A 17,492-nucleotide genomic window follows, 5' to 3' on the forward strand; every position below is an offset into this window, starting at 1 on the left:
CCGCCGCGGCCGCCGGGGTCACGCGGAAAAGTAGCCGAGCTGAGCGGAAAGCTCCCGCGCCGCTTCCGCCATCGGCGCGACGATCTGCCGGATCCGCTGTTTGGACAGCCGGTAGGACGGACCGGACGCGCTCATCGCCGCGACGACCTCGCCGCCGGGGCCGCGCACCGGCACCGCGACCGCGTGCATGCCCAGTTCCAGCTCCTCGAAGGAGGCCGCGTAGCCGTCCTCGGCGACGCGGTCCAGTTCGGCCGCCAGCTCGTCCCGGTCGACCGTGGTCCGTGGTGTGTACTGCTCTAATTCGTGCGCGAGCATCCGCTTGCGCTCGGCGTCGTCCATCGCGGCGAGCAGGACCTTGCCGCTGGACGTGGCGTGCAGCGGCGTGCGCTGCCCGGTCCAGTTCTGCGTGGTGATCGCCGCCGACCCGCGCGCCTGGCTGATGTTGATCGCGACGCCGTCGTCGGCGATCGCGATGTTGACCGTCTCGCCTAGTTCCTCGGCGAGCGACTGGCAGGTCTGCCTGCCGAGCTTCGCCAGGTCCATCCGGCCGGTCGCGGCGCCCGCCAGCCGGACGACGCCGAACCCGATCGCGTACTTGCCGCGTTCGCCCAGCTGCTCGACCAGCCCGTGCGCCTCCAGCACGCTCAGCAGCCGGGACGCGGTGGACTTGTGCACGCCCAGCTCGCCCGCGATCTCGGTGATGCCCGTTTCGCCGTTGCGAGCCAGCAGCTCCAGGACGGTGATCGCCCGGTCGACGGACTGCACCGCGCTTCCCGTTGCGTTTCCCGAGTCCTGGTTCCGCATAGCGCAACAGTAACCGCTCGGCTGCGATCTGTTCGGCTGAGCGGGCGAATCCGGCCGCGGCCGGGCGCCCGAGGCGTCCGGATGGCCCAACCGGGTCGGTGATCTTGATCTTTCCGGTGGTCAAACGCGCGGGTCGTGCGCACGGGTGCGGGAGGTAGTGCGAACATGTGGTCATGAAGGCACGTGTCTTGGTGGTCGACGACGACCCGGCGCTGGCGGAGATGCTCACCATCGTCCTGCGCGGCGAAGGGTTCGACACCGCGGTGGTCGCGGACGGTTCGCGCGCGCTTCCCGCGCTGCGGGAGCTGAAACCGGACCTGGTCCTGCTCGACCTCATGCTGCCCGGCATGAACGGCATCGACGTGTGCAAAGCGATCCGCGCCGAGTCCGGCGTGCCGATCGTCATGCTCACCGCGAAGAGCGACACCGTGGACATCGTGCTCGGGCTCGAGTCCGGCGCCGACGACTACGTGGTCAAGCCGTTCAAGCCGAAGGAGCTTGTCGCCCGCGTGCGCGCCCGGATGCGCCGCACCGAGGCCGAGCCCGCCGAATCGCTCACCATCGGCGATCTCGCGATCGACGTTCCCGGACACGAGGTCACCCGCGACGGCAAGGCGATCCCGCTGACGCCGCTCGAATTCGACCTGCTCGTGGCGCTGGCCCGCAAGCCGCGCCAGGTGTTCACCCGCGAGGTGCTGCTCGAACAGGTGTGGGGCTACCGGCACGCGGCCGACACCCGGCTGGTGAACGTGCACGTCCAGCGCCTTCGCTCGAAGGTGGAGAAGGATCCGGAGCACCCTGAGGTGGTGCTGACGGTGCGCGGGGTCGGGTACAAGGCCGGCCCGCCGTGATTGTGCGATGACCGGTTTCGCGGGGCGGCTTCGCGCCGCCGCCCGCGCCACGGCTCGGCTTTCGGCCCGGGTCGTGGTTTTCGCACGCCGCCGCGCGGTGGCGTTCAACGAGCTGTGGAAGCACTCGCTGCAGTTCCGCGTCACGATCTCGACGCTGGCGCTGTCCTCGGCCGTGGTGTTCGTGCTGGGCATGGTCCTGCAGAACCAGATCACCGAACGGCTGCTGGACACCAAACGCCGCGCCGCGATCGAGCAGACGCAGGCGCTGGCCGACACCGCCACGCGCGAACTGGTCGGGATCGGCGGCGAGTCCCCGGAGGCGCTGCACACGCGCCTGCAGAACGCGCTCAAGAAGATCTCGACCACGTCCTCGTCGCGCGCGGGTTCCACCGCGGGCACCTTCGAGCCGGTGCTGGCCAGCGTCGGCCGCGGCCAGTCGGACGCCGACCCGGTGTACGTCGGGCCGTTCCCCGCGGTGCCGGAGCGGCTGCGCCAGTTCGTCGAGGCCGACCATCTCGCCCGGCTTGAGCACACCGTCGACGAGAACGGCGTCCGGACCACTTACCTGATCGTCGGCACTCCGCTGTCGACCGCGGCCAGTCCGCTGCAGCTGTACTTGCTGTTCCCGCTGACCAGCGAGCAGACCACCGTGTCGACAGTGCAGAACACGTTGTTCGTCGCCGGGATCGTGCTGCTGCTGTTGCTCGCCGGCATCACGAACCTGGTGGTCCGGCAGGTGGTGCGGCCGGTCCGGCAAGCCGTCGCGGCGGCCGAGCAGTTCGCCGGCGGAGACCTCGACCAGCGGCTCGCCGTCGTGGGCGAGGACGACCTCGCCAAACTCGCGGTGTCCTACAACAGCATGGCGGCCAGCATCCAGAACCAGATCCGCCAGCTCGAGGAATTCGGCGGTCTGCAGCGCCGGTTCACCTCCGACGTGTCGCACGAGCTGCGCACCCCGCTGACCACCGTGCGGATGGCCGCCGACGTGCTGCACGCCTCCCGCGAGCAGTTCCCGCCCGGCCTCGCCCGCTCGACCGAACTGCTGGTCGACGAGCTCGACCGGTTCGAGGCGCTGCTCGGCGACCTGCTGGAGATCAGCAGGCTCGACGCGGGCGTCGAGGAGCTGTCGGCGGAGTACATCGACGTGCGGCCGATCGCGACGCGCGCGGTCGAGCAGGTGCGGGTGCTCGCCGGGACCGCGGGCAGCGCGGTCGAACTGGTGTTGCCGGACGAGGACACCTCCGCCGAGGTGGACGCGCGGCGCATCGAACGGATCCTGCGCAATCTGCTCGCCAACGCCGTCGACCACAGCGAGGGCAAACCCGTGGTGCTGACGGTCGCGGTGAACGAGTCCGCGGTCGCGATCACCGTCCGGGACTACGGCGTCGGCCTGCGGGCGGGGGAGGCCGACCTGGTGTTCAACCGGTTCTGGCGCGCCGACCCGTCGCGCAACCGGCGCACCGGCGGCACCGGGCTCGGCCTCGCGATCAGCCAGGAGGACGCGCGGCTGCACGGCGGCGTCCTCGACGCGTGGGGCGAGCCGGGACACGGCGCGTGCTTCCGGCTCGTGGTGCCGCGCCGGCAAGGCGTGCCGATCGCGGACAGCCCGCTGGTGCTGCCGCCGCCGGACGCCGTTTCGGAGATCACGCTGTCGCCGTCGTCGGTCGCCGAACTGCATCCCGCGCCGGAGGCGATCCTCGCCGATCCGGCGCCGGACCGGGAGGAGGTCGGTCAGTGAGGCGAGTGCTCGTCCTTCTCGCCTGCGCACTGGTGCTCGTGAGCTGCGCGAACGTTCCGCAGGAATCGCTGCCGGTCGTGGTGTCGGTCGAAAAGGCGCCCCAGCAGGCCAACAACGCGCCGGAACCGCCGGCCAACGCCGAACCGCTCGACATCGTGCGGCTGTTCATCAAGGCCAACGCCGATCCGCGGTCGGGCAACGCGGCCTCGCGGGCGTTCCTCGACGACAAACAGCGCGGCGCGTGGCGGCCGAACCGCTCGTTCACGATCATCGACAAGACCTTCAGCACGGTCTACGACCCGACGGCCAGCACCGGCGCCACCACGACGCCCACTCCGTCGTCGACCGCGCCGGACCCGAACGTTCGCACGGTCACCGTGCGCGGTTCGGTGCTCGGCACGCTGAGCGCGGATTCCGCGTTCATCCCCGGCAGCGGTCCCGCCGAACAGACTTTCCAGGTGCGCAAGCAGGCCGACGGGCAATGGCGGATCTCCAGCCCGCCCCCGCCGGTGCTGCTGGTGACCGACGACGAGTTCGACGGCAACTACAACCCGGTCGTGGTGAGCTTCTACTCGCCCGACTCCGGATCCTTCGCGCCGGACCTGCGCTACGTTCCGGCGAAACCGCAGTCGGGCATGCCGGGCCGGGTGATGGACCTGATCCTCCAGGGCCCGTCCGCCGGGCTCACCGGTGCGGTGAAAAACCTGTTCGGCGACGGGGTGTCGCTCGAAAACAACGTGAAGAACAACGACGACGGCTCGCTGACCGTGCAGCTGAGCGGGCTCACCGGCGTCGGCGCGGACACGCGGTCGCTGATCGCCGCGCAGATCGTGCTGTCCATGCAGACGGTCACGTCCACGCGGATCCGGCTGCTCGCCGACGGCGCGCCGCTCGTGGCCGGTCACGAATACTGGCGCAGCACCGATTTGCCCTCGTACAACGCTTCCTCGTCGCCGAACGGGCTGATGACGGTCGGCGGCCGGGTCCGCTCGCTCAGCGACGGTGCGCCGATCCCGGGCGCGGTGGGCAACGGCGCGTACCCGGTGGTGAGCGCGGCCGAGTCGATCGACGGCAAACGCCTCGCGGTGGTCGAGCAGGACGGCGACCGCGTGCGGCTGCGCATCGGCGACCTCGGCCGCGACCTGCCGACGGTCGACCTCGGCGGCGGTTCGCTGAGCCGCCCGACCTGGCGTCCGGCTCAGGCCGGGGCCGGGCCGTCGAACGAGGTGTGGACGGTCGTCGACCATTCGATCATCGCGCGGATGGTCCTCGACCCGAACGGCCACTGGCTGCGCCAGAGCGTCAACGCGAACGACCTGCTGGCGCTGGGGTCAATCGGCGTCCTGCGGCTTTCCCGGGACGGCGCCCGCGTGGCCGCGACGGTGAACGGCCAGCTGGTCGTGGCGTCGGTGGTGCGCAGCGGCGACACGGTCACCTTGCGCGAGCCGCGGGTGCTGCAGCCCGGCGTGCTCACCGACGTGCTGGACGTGGACTGGGGCTCGACGCCGGACACCCTGGTGGCCGCGACGTCCTCGCCCTCGCAGCCGGTCCAGCGGCTGTCGATCGACGGACGGCGGATGGACGCTTACAACAGTTCCAACCTGACCGCGCCGGTGCGGGCGGTCGCGTCCGCCCCGAGCCAGCCGATCGTGGTCGCGGACGCCGGGGGTCTGTGGACGGCGACCGAGTTGGGCGAGGTGTGGCGGCCGCAGGCGCACTCGATGCAGAACGCGGATCCGTTCTATCCGGGGTGATTTCCGGGCTCCGGTGCTCGCGCGGCCGAAAACTGTCGGTGGTCGGGTGCACACTCGGAGTCATGTTGCTGAGACTGCTCTTGAACCTGCTCCTGCCGACCTACTGCGCAGGCTGTGAAACCCGCGGCGCGCCCGTGTGCGCCGGATGCTCCACGACGTGGGGGTCCCCCACTGCGGTATTCCGCGCGCCTTTGGCAGCGTTGGTCCCCGCCTACGCCTTGGCTCGCTACACGGGTGCCGCCAAGCGGATCTTGATCGCCTGCAAGGAACGCCGCCGTCGGGACGTGGCCCCGTTTTTGGGCCGGGTACTGGCGGCCGGGCTGACGGCGTTGCCTTCCGGCGGTCCTCGCGCCAGTCCTTGGTGCCTGGTTCCAGCGCCGAGCCGCCGGATCGCTTCGCGGGTGCGCGGCGGTCCGCACGTCCAGCGAATCGCCTCGGAAGCCGCTCGGCTGACGGGAGCGTATGTCGCGCCTGCCCTGGTGCTGAAGGGCGGCCGGGACGCGGTCGGGCTGAGCCGGGCGGAACGGACGGCCAATCTGGAGGGACGGCTGCGATTCGCCGCGGCAGGGCGTCCACCGCCGGGCACGCGGGTCGTGGTGGTGGACGACGTGATCACCACAGGCGCCACGTCCGCCGCATGCGTCACGGCGTTGAAAAACGCGGGCGTGCCGGTGGTGGCGGTGCTGGCCCTGCTGGCGACAGTCTGAAGGGAGCCTGTCCCACGTTGAAAGGCGGCCTGTCCCACTTCCGAAACCCGGATGCGCCTTGGCCGTGCGCGAATCCGAGACCTGAGCGCGCCTTGGCCGTGCGTGTATCGGGGACCCGGGCGTGCCCTGGCCGTGCGCGGATCGGGAACCTGAGCGCGCTCTGGCCGTGCGCGAATCCGGCACCCGGATGCACCTTGGCCGTGCGCGAATCGGGAACCCGAGCGCGCCCCTGGCCGCCCGCGAATCCGCCGCGCGCCCCAGTTCGGCGAGCTCGGAAACCGAAATCCGGTTACGCGGAAACCGATCCTCCACTCCGTGTCCGGCCAAAACGGAACGATTCCAAAACCGTCCACCCGAAAACGTCCGTCCGCTTTCTCGCCAGGGAGGCAACTCGCGTTCGCAATGCCCACTACCGCCAGGTGTCACCTACACGAGTGATGTCAAGAGGGAACCTCCTGTCCTCGTCGCCCGTTGTCGGGGCATGAGGGTCGAGGCCGGAATCACCCCCGCGACGGGGCAGTCCACCGAGGTGGCGGCTGTGCTGCGGGGGCCGGTCACCCTCGGCGTCCGAGGTGCCGCTCTGTTGAGCCGTCCGCGTGAAACTTGGGCACGCGCGCTCGGCCTTCCGAGCGGCGGCTCCGGGCTGCGCACGCATGATTCACTGCGCCCCGTGACGGGTTCCCGGATCGTGACATCCCCCGGCTCGGGGGCTGTTGCGGACGGCGTGATGAAGCTAACGTGCTCCGCTATCAGCAATACCCGCAGGCAGGGAGGTGTGCAGCCCATGTCCCTGGCGCCGGCGGCCCGCTGAGTCCGCGTTCGCGCTACCGCCACGAGACGTCGTGATCCGGTCGCGAATTCTTTATCAGCCCGCCGAACCCGTGCAGTAGCCGTTCAGTACCGGTGCCGTGAGAACACAACAGCTCGCAGTTTCCTCAGCGAGGGAGGTCGTGTATGGACATCGTCGTTAAGGGCCGCAACGTGGAGGTGCCCGAGCATTACCGGGCGCTTGTCAGCGAAAAGCTGGCCCGCCTTGAGCGCTACGACAAGAAGGTCATCCGCTACGACGTGGAGCTCTTCCACGAGCCCAACCGCAGGCAGGCCAAGAGCTGCCAGCGCGTCGAGATCACCGGGAAGGGCCGCGGTCCGGCTGTTCGCGCGGAAGCGAGCGCAGCCGACTTCTACGCAGCGCTCGACTCCGCCGTCACCAAGCTGGAAAACCGGCTCCGGCGGACACACGACCGCAGGCGCGTGCATTACGGACGCAGCCGTCCGGAGTCGGTCGCCGAGGCGACCTCGATGGTCGGCGGATCCGATGCCGTCGCCGGGCCCGCCATGGGCACGGCCGTCCTGGACGCACCCGACGCGACCGAACCCATGGTGAACGGTTTCGCGGCGACGAGTGCGGGCGACATTCCCCGGCAGGGGCGCTGGGAAGACGAGGACCTGGGCCATCAGCCCGGCCGCGTCGTCCGCGAGAAGCAACACGACGCGGATCCCATGACGGTGGACCAGGCTCTCTACGAGATGGAGCTGGTCGGCCACGACTTCTACCTGTTCAACGACTCCGAGGCCGGCCGGCCGAGTGTCGTCTACCGGCGAAAGGGCTTCGACTACGGCGTGATCCGGCTGGGCTGATCCAGCCAGGGACAAACCGCACCGGCGGCCCGCACGCGAACGCGTGCGGGCCGTCCGCGTGCCCGGAGCACGACCCGCGGCACGACCTTCGTCGGGACCTGTGCACACCTCCGTGACCTTCTGCGACGACGTGCGTGCGCGGACCAGGCCGCGTTCCCTACGATGGGGGAGACGGCGGCGGCGCACACGGGCGCCAGCCGTGGCGATTTACTGCCCGGGAACGGCCTGGGCGCGATCATGATCAGCTAGTGAGGTCGACCGGATGGTGCTGAACCGCCTGCTCCGCGCGGGCGAGGGCAAGATGGTGAAGCGGCTGCGCAACATCGCCGATCACATCAACACCCTCGAAGACGACGTGAAGGACCTGTCGGACGCCGAACTGCGGGCCAAGACCGACGAGTTCCGCGAGCGGTACGGCAAGGGTGAATCCCTGGACGAACTGCTGCCGGAGGCCTTCGCCGTCGCGCGGGAAGCCGCGCACCGGGTGCTCGGCCAGCGGCCGTACGACGTCCAGCTCATGGGCGGGGCCGCGCTGCACCTCGGCCAGGTCGCCGAGATGAAGACCGGCGAGGGCAAGACGCTGACCTGTGTCCTCGCGGCCTACCTGAACGCCATCCCCGGGGACGGCGTGCACGTCGTCACCACCAACGACTACCTCGCCAAGCGCGACGCCGAGTGGATGGGCCGCATCCACCGCTTCCTCGGTCTCGAGGTCGGCGTCATCGTCGCCGAGCAGGACCCGCAGGAACGGCGCAAGCACTACAACGCCGACGTCACCTACGGCACGAACAACGAGTTCGGCTTCGACTACCTGCGCGACAACATGACCTGGTCGCTCGACGAATGCGTGCAGCGCGGGCACAACTTCGCGATCGTCGACGAGGTCGACTCGATCCTCATCGACGAGGCGCGCACCCCGCTGATCATCTCCGGCCCGGCGGACCAGTCGTCGCGGTGGTACGTCGAGTTCGCCCGGCTCGCGCCGCTGATGCAGGGCATCGACACCACCACGATGGGCACGCGCGAACGGGTCGAGAAGGCCAACCTGATCAACTCGAAGTACCACTACGAGACCGACGTCCGGAAGCGCACCGTCGCGGTCACCGAGAAGGGCGTCCGGTTCGTCGAGGACCAGCTCGGCATCGAGAACCTGTACGAGGCGGCGAACACCCCGCTGGTCGGCTACTTGAACAACGCGTTGAAGGTCAAGGAGCTCTACCACAAGGACAAGGACTACATCGTCCGCGACGGCGAGGTCATGATCGTCGACGAGTTCACCGGGCGCATCCTGGTGGGCCGCCGCTACAACGAGGGCATGCACCAGGCGATCGAGGCCAAGGAAGGCGTCGAGATCAAGGCGGAGAACCAGACGCTCGCCACGATCACGCTGCAGAACTACTTCCGGCTCTACAAGAAGCTGTCCGGCATGACCGGTACCGCCGAGACCGAGGCGGCCGAGTTCCACCAGACCTACAAGCTCGGCGTCGTGCCGATCCCGACGAACCGGCCGATGGTCCGCGCGGACCGCGCCGACCTGATCTACAAGAACGAGCAGGCCAAGTTCGAGGCCGTCGCCGAGGACATCGCCGAACGGCACGAAAAGGGCCAGCCGGTGCTGGTCGGCACCACGAGCGTGGAGAAGTCCGAGCACCTGTCGAAGCTGCTGCTCAAGCTGGGCGTGCCGCACGAGGTGCTGAACGCGAAGTACCACAACAAGGAAGCGCTGATCGTCGCGCGCGCCGGCCGGAAGGGCGCGGTCACCGTCGCCACGAACATGGCGGGCCGCGGTACCGACATCGTGCTCGGCGGCAACCCGGACATCATGGCCGACGAGGTGCTGCGCGAGCGCGGCCTCGACCCGGTCGAGCACTCCGAGGAGTACGAGGCCGCGTGGCCGAAGGTCCTCGAGGAGATCAAGGAAGAGGCGCGCGCCGAAGCCGACGTCGTCCGCGAGGCGGGCGGGCTCTACGTGCTCGGCACCGAGCGGCACGAGTCCCGGCGCATCGACAACCAGCTGCGCGGTCGTTCCGGACGGCAGGGCGACCCCGGCGAATCGCGGTTCTACCTGTCGCTGGGCGACGACCTGATGCGCCGGTTCAACGCGGTGCTGGTCGAACGCATCATGACCACCATGCGGCTGCCGGACGACGTGCCGATCGAGCACAAGATGGTCTCCAAGGCGATCAAGAGCGCGCAGACCCAGGTCGAGCAGCTCAACATGGAGACCCGCAAGAACGTCCTCAAGTACGACGAGGTCATGAACGAGCAGCGCAAGGTGATCTACGCCGAGCGCCACCGCGTGCTCGAGGGCGAGGACCTGCGCGAGCAGATCGAGCACATGATCGTCGACGTGGTGAAGGCGTACGTCTCGGGCGCGACCTCCCAGGGCTACGCCGAGGACTGGGACCACGAGCAGCTGTGGACCGCGCTGAAGACGCTGTACCCGGTGAGCCTCGACTGGGACGACCTGATCGAGGACGGCGACCTCGACGCGGAATCGCTCAGCCAGGCGCTGGTCGACGACGCGCTCGACGCGTACGCCAAGCGCGAGGCCGAGATCGACGAACTGGTCGGCGAGGAAGGCTCGATGCGCCGCCTCGAGCGCCAGGTCATGCTCACCGTGCTGGACCGCAAGTGGCGCGAGCACCTCTACGAGATGGACTATCTCAAGGAGGGCATCGGCATGCGGGCGCTCGCGCAGCGCGACCCGCTGATCGAGTACCAGCGCGAGGGCTTCGACATGTTCCGCGCGATGCTCGACTCGCTGAAGGAGGAGGCCGTCGGCTTCCTGTTCAACCTTCAGGTCGAGCGCGCCGAGCCGGAAACCGTGCAGCAGCCGGAACCGTCGGCGCTCCCGGGCGGAGTCACGTCCGCGACCGCCGCGGCGGCGGGCGCCTTCGGCAACCAGGGCGAGGACGAGGGCAAGCACGCCCGCCCCGCCCCGCCGCAGCCCCCGGCCACCGACTCCGATTCGGTCCCGTCCGCCTTGCGCGGCAAGGGCCTCGGCGGCGGCGGTGTCCAATCCGGACTGACCATGTCCGGCCCCTCCGAGGGCGGCGGCGTCGAGTCCCATTCGGACAGCGCGAACGACGCGGACGCCGGAGCCGCGGGCGGCACCCGCCGCGAACGCCGGGCCGCCGAGCGGGCGCAGGCGAAGAAGGGCAAGAAGGGCCCGCGTCGCTGACGCGTGCCTAACTCCGTCCACTGTGGACGGTATGGACTGAGAACGGCAGCACGAGAACCCTCGTGCTGCCGTTCTTTTTTGTCTCCACAGTGGACTCGTTCTAGGCTGTATGTCCTAATCTTCAGGACACGTGTCCCATTGGGAATCAGGCCACTGAGGACCGACCAGCCTGCGCGATCTCGGCGCGCGGCGCGAGGACGTGAAACCGCGTGCACACCCACCCCGTCCGCGTGCGCTCGAACCGGGCCGCCAGGGCCAGCACGCGGGGTCCGGAGTGGATGATCGTGCTGGTCTCCAACGCGGTCTCGGCCGGACGGCAGACGCGCAACTCCCCGGCGACGTGATGGCGGATGCCCGGCATCAGCCCTTGGCTGCTGAGCCGGGAAAACAACGCCTCGTCCACGAGCGGCCGGATCTGCCCGGCCGCCCGCCGCCCGGCGAGGACTTCGAGGATGGCGTTGAGCCGCTGGCTCAGCCGCTGCCCGGTAGGCGGATCGGCAAGCCGCACCAGCCGATGCCCAGCAGGCGGCAGTTCGTGCGGCGACGGCCACCGACCGCGTCGATGCCTGCGCCGCCCCTTGACCTCCGGGACCGCGGCCAGCGGCCGGAGGCTGTGGTTCGTCATTGAGTTCCCTCCCCGAAACATGGACGTCCACCCGCGGATTAGTGTGTCCGGGGGCCGGGGGATGGGACGTTGAGTGCCTGATCCGGCGAAAAGGGCAGATTGGCGCAGACGGGATGAGCCTGATGCGCTAGGGGGCCGGACCGACCGGCACCGACCCGCGACCGGTCGAGCGAAACGCGGGCATGGTTCGCGGACTCGCTGCGCACCACGCTGCTGGGAAACCCGACCGCCCGAACAAAACAGTTAGGCTGGCGAAGTGCTGAAAGGCTTGCTCGTCGACTACGCCGGAGTCCTAACCGACCCGGACGCCGCGCTTCTCTACGAATACCTCCGCGACGCCCGCGAGAACGGAACCCGCACCGCGCTCGTCTCGAACGCACCCGGAGCCGCCCCTGGGGTGAAAACCGAGCTGGCGCAATACTTTGACGCCCTCGTCTTCTCCGGCGAGGTCGGCGTCGCCAAGCCGAACCGCGAGATTTATCTTGTCGCGGCTGAGCGGATCGGGCTTGCCGCGCCGCGGTGTGTGTTCGTGGACGACGCCGAGCGGAACGTGCGCGGGGCGGTCGCCGCGGGCATGGTCGGCGTGCACCATCGCAGCATCGCCGAGACTCTCGACGAGCTGGCCGCGTTGTTCAGCTGACCCCGCGTCGCACCAGTTCGAACGACAGCACGGCAGCGGCGGCGGAGACGTTCAGTGATTCGACGTCGCCGGGCATCGGGATGGACAGCCACTCAGTCACCAGTTCGGCAACTGCCTCGCCGACGCCTTCGGTTTCGCCGCCCAGTACGAAGGCCGAACGCTGCGGCAGCTCCACGTCGAACACCGAGGTCGACGCTGAGGCACCGAGTGCGAACAGGCTGTATCCGGCTTCCACCAGCATTTCCGCCGCCTCGCGCGCCGATCCGCAGCGCAGTACCGGTGCCCGGAAGGCAACGCCTGCCGAGGATTTCACCACCATCGGATCCAGTGCGGCGACGCCCCGGCGCGGCACGATTACGCCCGACAGGCCGGCGGCCGTCGCGGTGCGCAGGATCATTCCGACGTTGGCCGGCGTGGTGATGCCGTCCAGGAGCAGCAGCCGGGCCGGCGGGCGGCGGTCGTCGAGGGCCGCGGCGAGGGCTCGCATTCGCGGCGCGACGACGTCGGCCAGTACGCCCTGGTCCTGTTTTCCGTTGCCGGCCAGCACTTTCACCCGGTGTGCGCTCGCTCGCTGCACGGGTACCCCGGCGGCTTTCGCGGCGCGCTGGATTTCCGCAGCGGCGGGGCCGCGCGCGGTGTCGGCGAGGATCACCTTGTCCACGCGCAGATCCGGATCGCCCAGTGCCTCCAGCACGGGTTTGCGCCCGTAGACGGTCAGGAAGCGGTCTTTCGGCGAACCCGCCAGCTCATCACCCACACCGGCCAGTCTCGCATTGTGTAAGGATCGGCTCATGCCCGACCGCCTGTCCGCGCTGGACGCCTCGTTCCTGTACGTCGAGGACCAGACGACGCCGATGCACGTCGGGGGCGTGGCGATCTTCGAACGGCCGTCGTCCGGGTTCACCTACGAGCAGGTCCTCGACCTCGTCGCCGCGCGGCTGTCGTTTCTGCCCCGCTACCGCCAGCGCGTGCTCGGCGTGCCGGGGCACCTCGCGCGCCCGGTGTGGGTGGACGACGTCGACTTCGACCTGAACTACCACGTCCGCCGCTCCGCGCTGCCCCAGCCGGGCAGCGACGACCAGCTGTTCGACCTGGTCGCGCGGCTGATGTCGCGGCGCCTCGCGCCGGAGCGCCCGTTGTGGGAGGCGTATTTCGTCGAGGGGCTGGCCGGCGACCGGGTCGCGATGGTGACGAAAACGCACCAGTCCGTTGTGGACGGTGTCGGCACGATCGACCTCGGCCAGCTCATCCTCGACGAGACTCCCGAACCGCCCGAGCCGTTCGAGGACATGTGGGCGCCGCGGCGCGAGCCCAGCCGTGCGCAGCTGGTGCTCGACGCGATGAGCGAGACCGTGCAACGTCCCGGCGAGCTGATCGAAAACGTGCGCTCGATCGCCGGTGACGCGGTGACCACGGTGAGCAAGGCCGTCGAGACGCTCGGTGGCGTCGCGGCGACGATCACCCGACCCGCGCCGCCCGGGCCGTTGAACGTCCGGGTCTCCGGCGGCCGGGTGTTCTCGGTCGTGCGCACGCGGCTGGAGGATTTCCGCAAGATCCGCGCGGACCACGGCGGCACGGTCAACGACGTCATCCTCGCCGCGATCACCGGTGCGCTGCGGGAATGGCTGCTGTCGCGCGGGGAGCACCTCACGCCGACCGAGACCGTGCGCGCGCTCGTGCCGATGGCGGTCACCGACGCCGAAACCGCCGAGTTCGCGACGCCCGCGCTGGTCGGCAACGAGGTCGCGGCCTACCTGATCGACCTGCCGGTCGGCGAGCCGAGCGCGGTGCTGCGGCTGCAGCACATCGGCCACGCGATGGCCGAGCACCTGAATTCGGGAAGATCGGTGGCCGCGCGCGGGTTGCTGAAGGTGAGCGGGTTCGCACCGGCGACGCTGCATTCGCTCGGCGCTCGGGCCGGCGGTTCGCTGTCCGGGCGGATTTTCAACCTGATGATCACGAATTCGCCGGGGCCGCAGGTGCCGATGTATGCCGGAGAGGCGAGACTGGTGGAGATGTTCCCGGTGATGCCGCTGATGCGCACGCAGGCGCTGGCGATCGGGGTCACCTCCTACCACGGCGGTGTCTACTTCGGACTCAACGGCGACCGCAAGGCCGCGTTCGACGTCGGGCTGCTCGGCGGGATGATCGAAGAAGCACTGGAAGAGCTGAAGGGTGCGCACTGGTGAGGGTTTATCTGCCTGCGACGATCGCGATGCTGCGCGACCTGGAGGCCAATGGCGAGTTCCGCGCTCGCAGCGGCACCGGTTTCGCGCTGACGCCCGCCCTGCGCGAGGCGTACGCGAGCGGTTCCGACGAGGAACTGGAATACGCCGCGTTGCTGGACGCGGCCCGTGCCTCGCTGCGCCTGATCGCCGCTGAGGAAAAGGCCGAACCGCGGCGGGCCGTGGTCTCGGTGGACGTCGACGACGCGACGCTGCGGCCGGACCTGGACGCGGCCGTCGTGCGCCTCGCCGGTCCGGTGCCGAAGTCCCAGATCGCGGCGATCCACGTGGACTCGGCCGAGGCGGAGGAAGCGGTGGCCGCCGCGGCGGCGGTGATCGACGCCGCTGACCTCGGCGACGAGGACGCCGAGTTCACCCTCGGCGACGCCGAAGACCACGAGCTGGCCTGGTACGCGCTGCAGGAACTGCCCTTCCTGCTCGAACTGCTTTAGCGGTCCGTGAAGGACTCCTTGAGGGAATCAGATTCCCGGAAGGAGCCCTTCACGGCACGTCAACCGCCGGTGAGGACGCCGATCTCCGCCGGGGCGGGGGCGTTCACGGTGACCGGGGAGTTCCAGTCCGTGTAGTGCGCCTTGACCGTGGCGACGCCGGTCTGCCCGGTGGCCTGCATGACCGGCGTCAGGTCCAGGACCAGCTGCATCGGCCGGTGCTGCGGGTCCAGCCAGAGGTCGAACGGCACCGTCTTGCCGCGGTCGCCGAGCCGGGTCAGCGCTTCGGCGGGCAGGCCGCCGGGCAGTTCCGAGCCGAGTTTCCCCAGGTCGACGGTCAGGTGATAGTGCTCGGCCGAGGCTCCGTCGAGGGTGGTTTGCTCGCTGGACGCCACGGTTCCCGCCGTGCGGACCTGCGCCAGGGTGCGCGCCGGGTCGTTCTGCTCGGCCAGTTGCGCCAGGCTGCCGCCCAGCACCTGCGAGAGCGGATCGGTGCCGTCCGGCGACACCTTCACCCATGCTTTGTGGTCGCTGACCTGGTCTCGCGCGCTTTCCGGCACCTTCGCGTACAGCGTCTTGTCCACCAGGCGCAGTTCGATCGGCTCGCCGACGTAGTCCGTCGTCATCGAGAGCGACGTTCCGGCGGGGTCGAATTTCGCCTGGCCCTGGCCGTGGGACACGAGGGTGCCGGTGGTGACGTCAGCGGTGAACTTCGCGGTGTGCCCGGCCAAGGTCGCGGCCGAAGCGGCGTCCGCGAGCGCGCGGGCGTCGGTGAAGCGCTGCGGTTCCGGGGTGCTGGAACAACCCGCCGAGACGATCGCCAGCAGCGCGGCGACACCCGCCACGGCCGTCCTGCGCATCCGAAAACCCTCTCTGACCGGCCGTAAGGTGCCTCAAGCCAAGCACAACGGGCGGGTCCGCCCCGTTCGGGGGAACGCGTGCTACCGGCAGTAGCGCACAAAAAAACGGGCCCCGAGCCGGAGCGGCTCGGGGCCCGCGAAGAGCGGCGGGGGTCAGCGCCCCATCTTCTTCATGAGCTCGCCGAAGTCGGTGACCTGGTCGGCGGGCGGCGCGGTCACGTCGACCGGCTTGCCCCAGTCGCTGTACTTGACGTCGATCTTGCCGCCGGCCGCGGCCGCGGCGGGCGAGCCGGTCGAGGCGCCGAGCTGCTTCATCATTTCCGTCTGGTCCATGGTGATCTGCACCGGAAGCTGGTCCTTGTCGATCCAGATTTCGGCCGGGATCTGGATGCTCTTGCCCTCGAGCATCTTCTTCATCTGGGTCTTCACTTCTTCGGGCATGCCCTTGGCGTAGGTCTCCATGGACTTGCTGACGTCCAGCTCCACCTTGTAGTGGTTGACCTTCTCGCCGTTCAGGTCGACCTGGTCGGCCGAGACGATCCGGCCCGCCTTCGAGACCTGGTCGAGGATCTGGGTCGGGTCGCTCTGCTGGGTCGACTGCGACATCATCTTGCTGAACGACTGCGACATCGGGTCGGTGGCGTCCGGCGAGATCTTCAGCCACGGCTTGTCGCTGCCGAACTGCTTGGACTGCGAGGCCGGGACCTTCATGTAGAGGGTCTTGTCGACGTAGCGCATTTCGGTGGGGCCCTGCGGGCTGTCCATCGTCATGGCCATGGCCGAGTTCTCGCCGTCGAAGCGCATCGAGCCTTCGGCCTTCTGGCCCATCATTTCCATCGTCATCTTCGCCGACTTGGCCTTCTCCGTGCCCTGCTTGGCCGCGTCGGCCAGCTTCAGCGCGTCGCTGAACGGCGACGCCAGGCCGGACCCGCCGTCCTTGGACTGCCCGGCCGGGGACGCGGTGCCGTTCTCGGCGCTCGAGCCGCAGCCCGTCAGCACCAGCGCCAGCGCCGCACCGGCGGCGACAGCGAACGTCGTGGTCTTGCGCATGGTTCTCCCCCTAGGAAGGAATCGGTCTTTCACCTGCGTTGCCGCCGGCTGCCTTCGCGGCCGCGTCCTTGCGGTCCGGCGCGCGGGGCGGCTCCGCGAGGTTGCTTCTGAGACGCCGTCCGGCGGGTAAAGGTTCCCTCCGCCGGAGAGGTTCTTCCGGTTTACCTTATCCGCCCAGGTTGTCCACCAGATCCGCGGCCGGGGCCGCGACCTCGACCGGAGTGCCCCAGCGGCGGTACTGGACGGTCAGCACCGAGCCGGTCAGATCGGGGTCGAACCGGGCCATGGGCCGTTCGTCCAGGACGACCTTGACCGGCCGCTGGTAGTCGTCGAGCCACAGATCGAGCGGGATCCGCACCCCCTTCCCGGACAAACGCGTCCGGATCCGGTACTGCGATTCGTCGGAGATGAAGCCGATCAGATGGTCCGCGACGCGCTCGAAATCCAGCCGCACGCGGTAGTGCGTGAGCTTGCGGCCGTCGAGTTCGGCTGGTTCGGACCCGGTCAGTTCTCCGCCTCGGATGAGCTGGTCGACGGTGCGCAGCGGGTCGGTCTGCTCGGCGGTTTGCTCCGCGAGCTTCCAGAACGCCCTGGAGTACAGGTCGGCGGCGAGCGGGAAGACCCGGATCCACCGGCCGCCGGAGTCGGCCTGCGCGGTGGGCGGTTTGACGAACACCGTCTCGCCGGACATGCGCAGTTCGGCCCCGTTGGTCATGCGCAGGTCGACCGCGGTGTGCGGGCCGTTGTAGAGAAGGCCGACCTCGACGTCGGCCGTTCCTTTGCCGCTCTCCTCGGACATGGTCAGCCGCACCGTGCCGGTCTTCCCGAGGCTCTGGCGGACAGCCGCGGCGAGCGACCCGAGATCGGTGAACGGGCCCGCCGTCGATGGCGCGGGCGCGCCGCACCCAGCCAGCGCGAGCGCGGCGCAAACGGCCGCGGCACCAACGCGGAGCCGCATGGATTTCCC

General features: G+C 69.5%; 15 protein-coding genes. 9 read left to right on the forward strand and 6 right to left on the reverse strand.

Annotation, left to right across the window (positions count from 1 at the left end; translation table 11 throughout):
• Window positions 1-18 precede the first annotated feature (18 nt).
• Complete coding sequence (locus EIZ45_RS30340) at window positions 19-804, reverse strand: IclR family transcriptional regulator (protein WP_037816581.1); 786 nt, start codon at window positions 802-804, stop codon at window positions 19-21.
• A 173-nt stretch (window positions 805-977) separates the two neighbouring features.
• Between EIZ45_RS30340 and mtrA the strand changes: the two genes are divergently transcribed.
• The 6 genes from mtrA (at window position 978) to secA (ending at window position 10,676) form a co-directional block, all read left to right on the forward strand.
• Window positions 978-1,655, forward strand: a complete 678-nt coding sequence (mtrA, locus tag EIZ45_RS30345) for an MtrAB system response regulator MtrA (RefSeq protein ID WP_037355684.1) — start codon at window positions 978-980, stop codon at window positions 1,653-1,655.
• Between the two features lie 7 nt (window positions 1,656-1,662).
• Window positions 1,663-3,393, forward strand: coding sequence for an MtrAB system histidine kinase MtrB (gene mtrB, locus EIZ45_RS30350; protein ID WP_134666969.1), 1,731 nt, complete (start codon window positions 1,663-1,665; stop codon window positions 3,391-3,393).
• On the forward strand, window positions 3,390-5,147 hold the full coding sequence (locus EIZ45_RS30355) for an LpqB family beta-propeller domain-containing protein (protein WP_037816578.1): 1,758 nt from the start codon (window positions 3,390-3,392) through the stop codon (window positions 5,145-5,147). Before mtrB ends, EIZ45_RS30355 begins: the two co-directional genes overlap by 4 nt.
• Window positions 5,148-5,338: 191 nt before the next feature.
• Window positions 5,339-5,854 (forward strand): ComF family protein, encoded by a 516-nt coding sequence (locus EIZ45_RS30360; RefSeq protein WP_240690799.1) that lies wholly within the window; start codon window positions 5,339-5,341, stop codon window positions 5,852-5,854.
• 954 nt (window positions 5,855-6,808) lie between these two features.
• Window positions 6,809-7,492, forward strand: coding sequence for a ribosome hibernation-promoting factor, HPF/YfiA family (hpf, locus tag EIZ45_RS30365; RefSeq protein WP_037816576.1), 684 nt, complete (start codon window positions 6,809-6,811; stop codon window positions 7,490-7,492).
• A 262-nt stretch (window positions 7,493-7,754) separates the two neighbouring features.
• Entirely contained in the window at window positions 7,755-10,676 is a 2,922-nt protein-coding gene (gene secA / locus EIZ45_RS30370; RefSeq protein WP_134666965.1) for a preprotein translocase subunit SecA, read from the forward strand.
• A gap of 145 nt (window positions 10,677-10,821) precedes the next feature.
• Here the strand turns inward: secA and EIZ45_RS30375 are convergent, their stop codons facing one another.
• Window positions 10,822-11,301, reverse strand: coding sequence for an Rv3235 family protein (locus EIZ45_RS30375; protein WP_205670141.1), 480 nt, complete (start codon window positions 11,299-11,301; stop codon window positions 10,822-10,824).
• 256 nt (window positions 11,302-11,557) lie between these two features.
• On the opposite strand from EIZ45_RS30375, the gene EIZ45_RS30380 reads away from it, so the two are divergent.
• Entirely contained in the window at window positions 11,558-11,941 is a 384-nt protein-coding gene (locus tag EIZ45_RS30380; protein WP_134666961.1) for an HAD-IA family hydrolase, read from the forward strand.
• Here EIZ45_RS30380 and EIZ45_RS30385 read toward each other — a convergent pair.
• Complete coding sequence (locus tag EIZ45_RS30385) at window positions 11,934-12,698, reverse strand: RNA methyltransferase (protein ID WP_134666959.1); 765 nt, start codon at window positions 12,696-12,698, stop codon at window positions 11,934-11,936. The genes EIZ45_RS30380 and EIZ45_RS30385 overlap by 8 nt on opposite strands.
• Before the next feature lie 34 nt (window positions 12,699-12,732).
• On the opposite strand from EIZ45_RS30385, the gene EIZ45_RS30390 reads away from it, so the two are divergent.
• Both EIZ45_RS30390 and EIZ45_RS30395 read left to right on the forward strand, forming a co-directional pair.
• Complete coding sequence (locus EIZ45_RS30390) at window positions 12,733-14,130, forward strand: wax ester/triacylglycerol synthase family O-acyltransferase (RefSeq protein ID WP_134666957.1); 1,398 nt, start codon at window positions 12,733-12,735, stop codon at window positions 14,128-14,130.
• Window positions 14,127-14,618, forward strand: a complete 492-nt coding sequence (locus tag EIZ45_RS30395; protein WP_106961329.1) for a hypothetical protein — start codon at window positions 14,127-14,129, stop codon at window positions 14,616-14,618. Before EIZ45_RS30390 ends, EIZ45_RS30395 begins: the two co-directional genes overlap by 4 nt.
• Window positions 14,619-14,677: 59 nt before the next feature.
• On the opposite strand, the gene EIZ45_RS30400 is transcribed toward EIZ45_RS30395, so the two are convergent.
• The 3 genes from EIZ45_RS30400 to EIZ45_RS30410 all read right to left on the reverse strand — a co-directional run bounded on the left by EIZ45_RS30400 (window position 14,678) and on the right by EIZ45_RS30410 (window position 17,483).
• Complete coding sequence (locus tag EIZ45_RS30400; protein ID WP_134666955.1) at window positions 14,678-15,475, reverse strand: hypothetical protein; 798 nt, start codon at window positions 15,473-15,475, stop codon at window positions 14,678-14,680.
• A gap of 153 nt (window positions 15,476-15,628) precedes the next feature.
• Window positions 15,629-16,525 carry a hypothetical protein gene (locus tag EIZ45_RS30405; protein ID WP_037816559.1) on the reverse strand — a complete coding sequence of 299 codons (897 nt, stop codon included), beginning with the start codon at window positions 16,523-16,525 and terminating at the stop codon, window positions 15,629-15,631.
• Between the two features lie 166 nt (window positions 16,526-16,691).
• Entirely contained in the window at window positions 16,692-17,483 is a 792-nt protein-coding gene (locus EIZ45_RS30410) for a hypothetical protein (RefSeq protein WP_134666953.1), read from the reverse strand.
• Window positions 17,484-17,492: the final 9 nt, after the last annotated feature.

The sequence above is a fragment of the Amycolatopsis sp. CFH S0740 genome, assembly GCF_004522315.1.
Lineage (GTDB): Bacteria > Actinomycetota > Actinomycetes > Mycobacteriales > Pseudonocardiaceae > Amycolatopsis > Amycolatopsis nivea.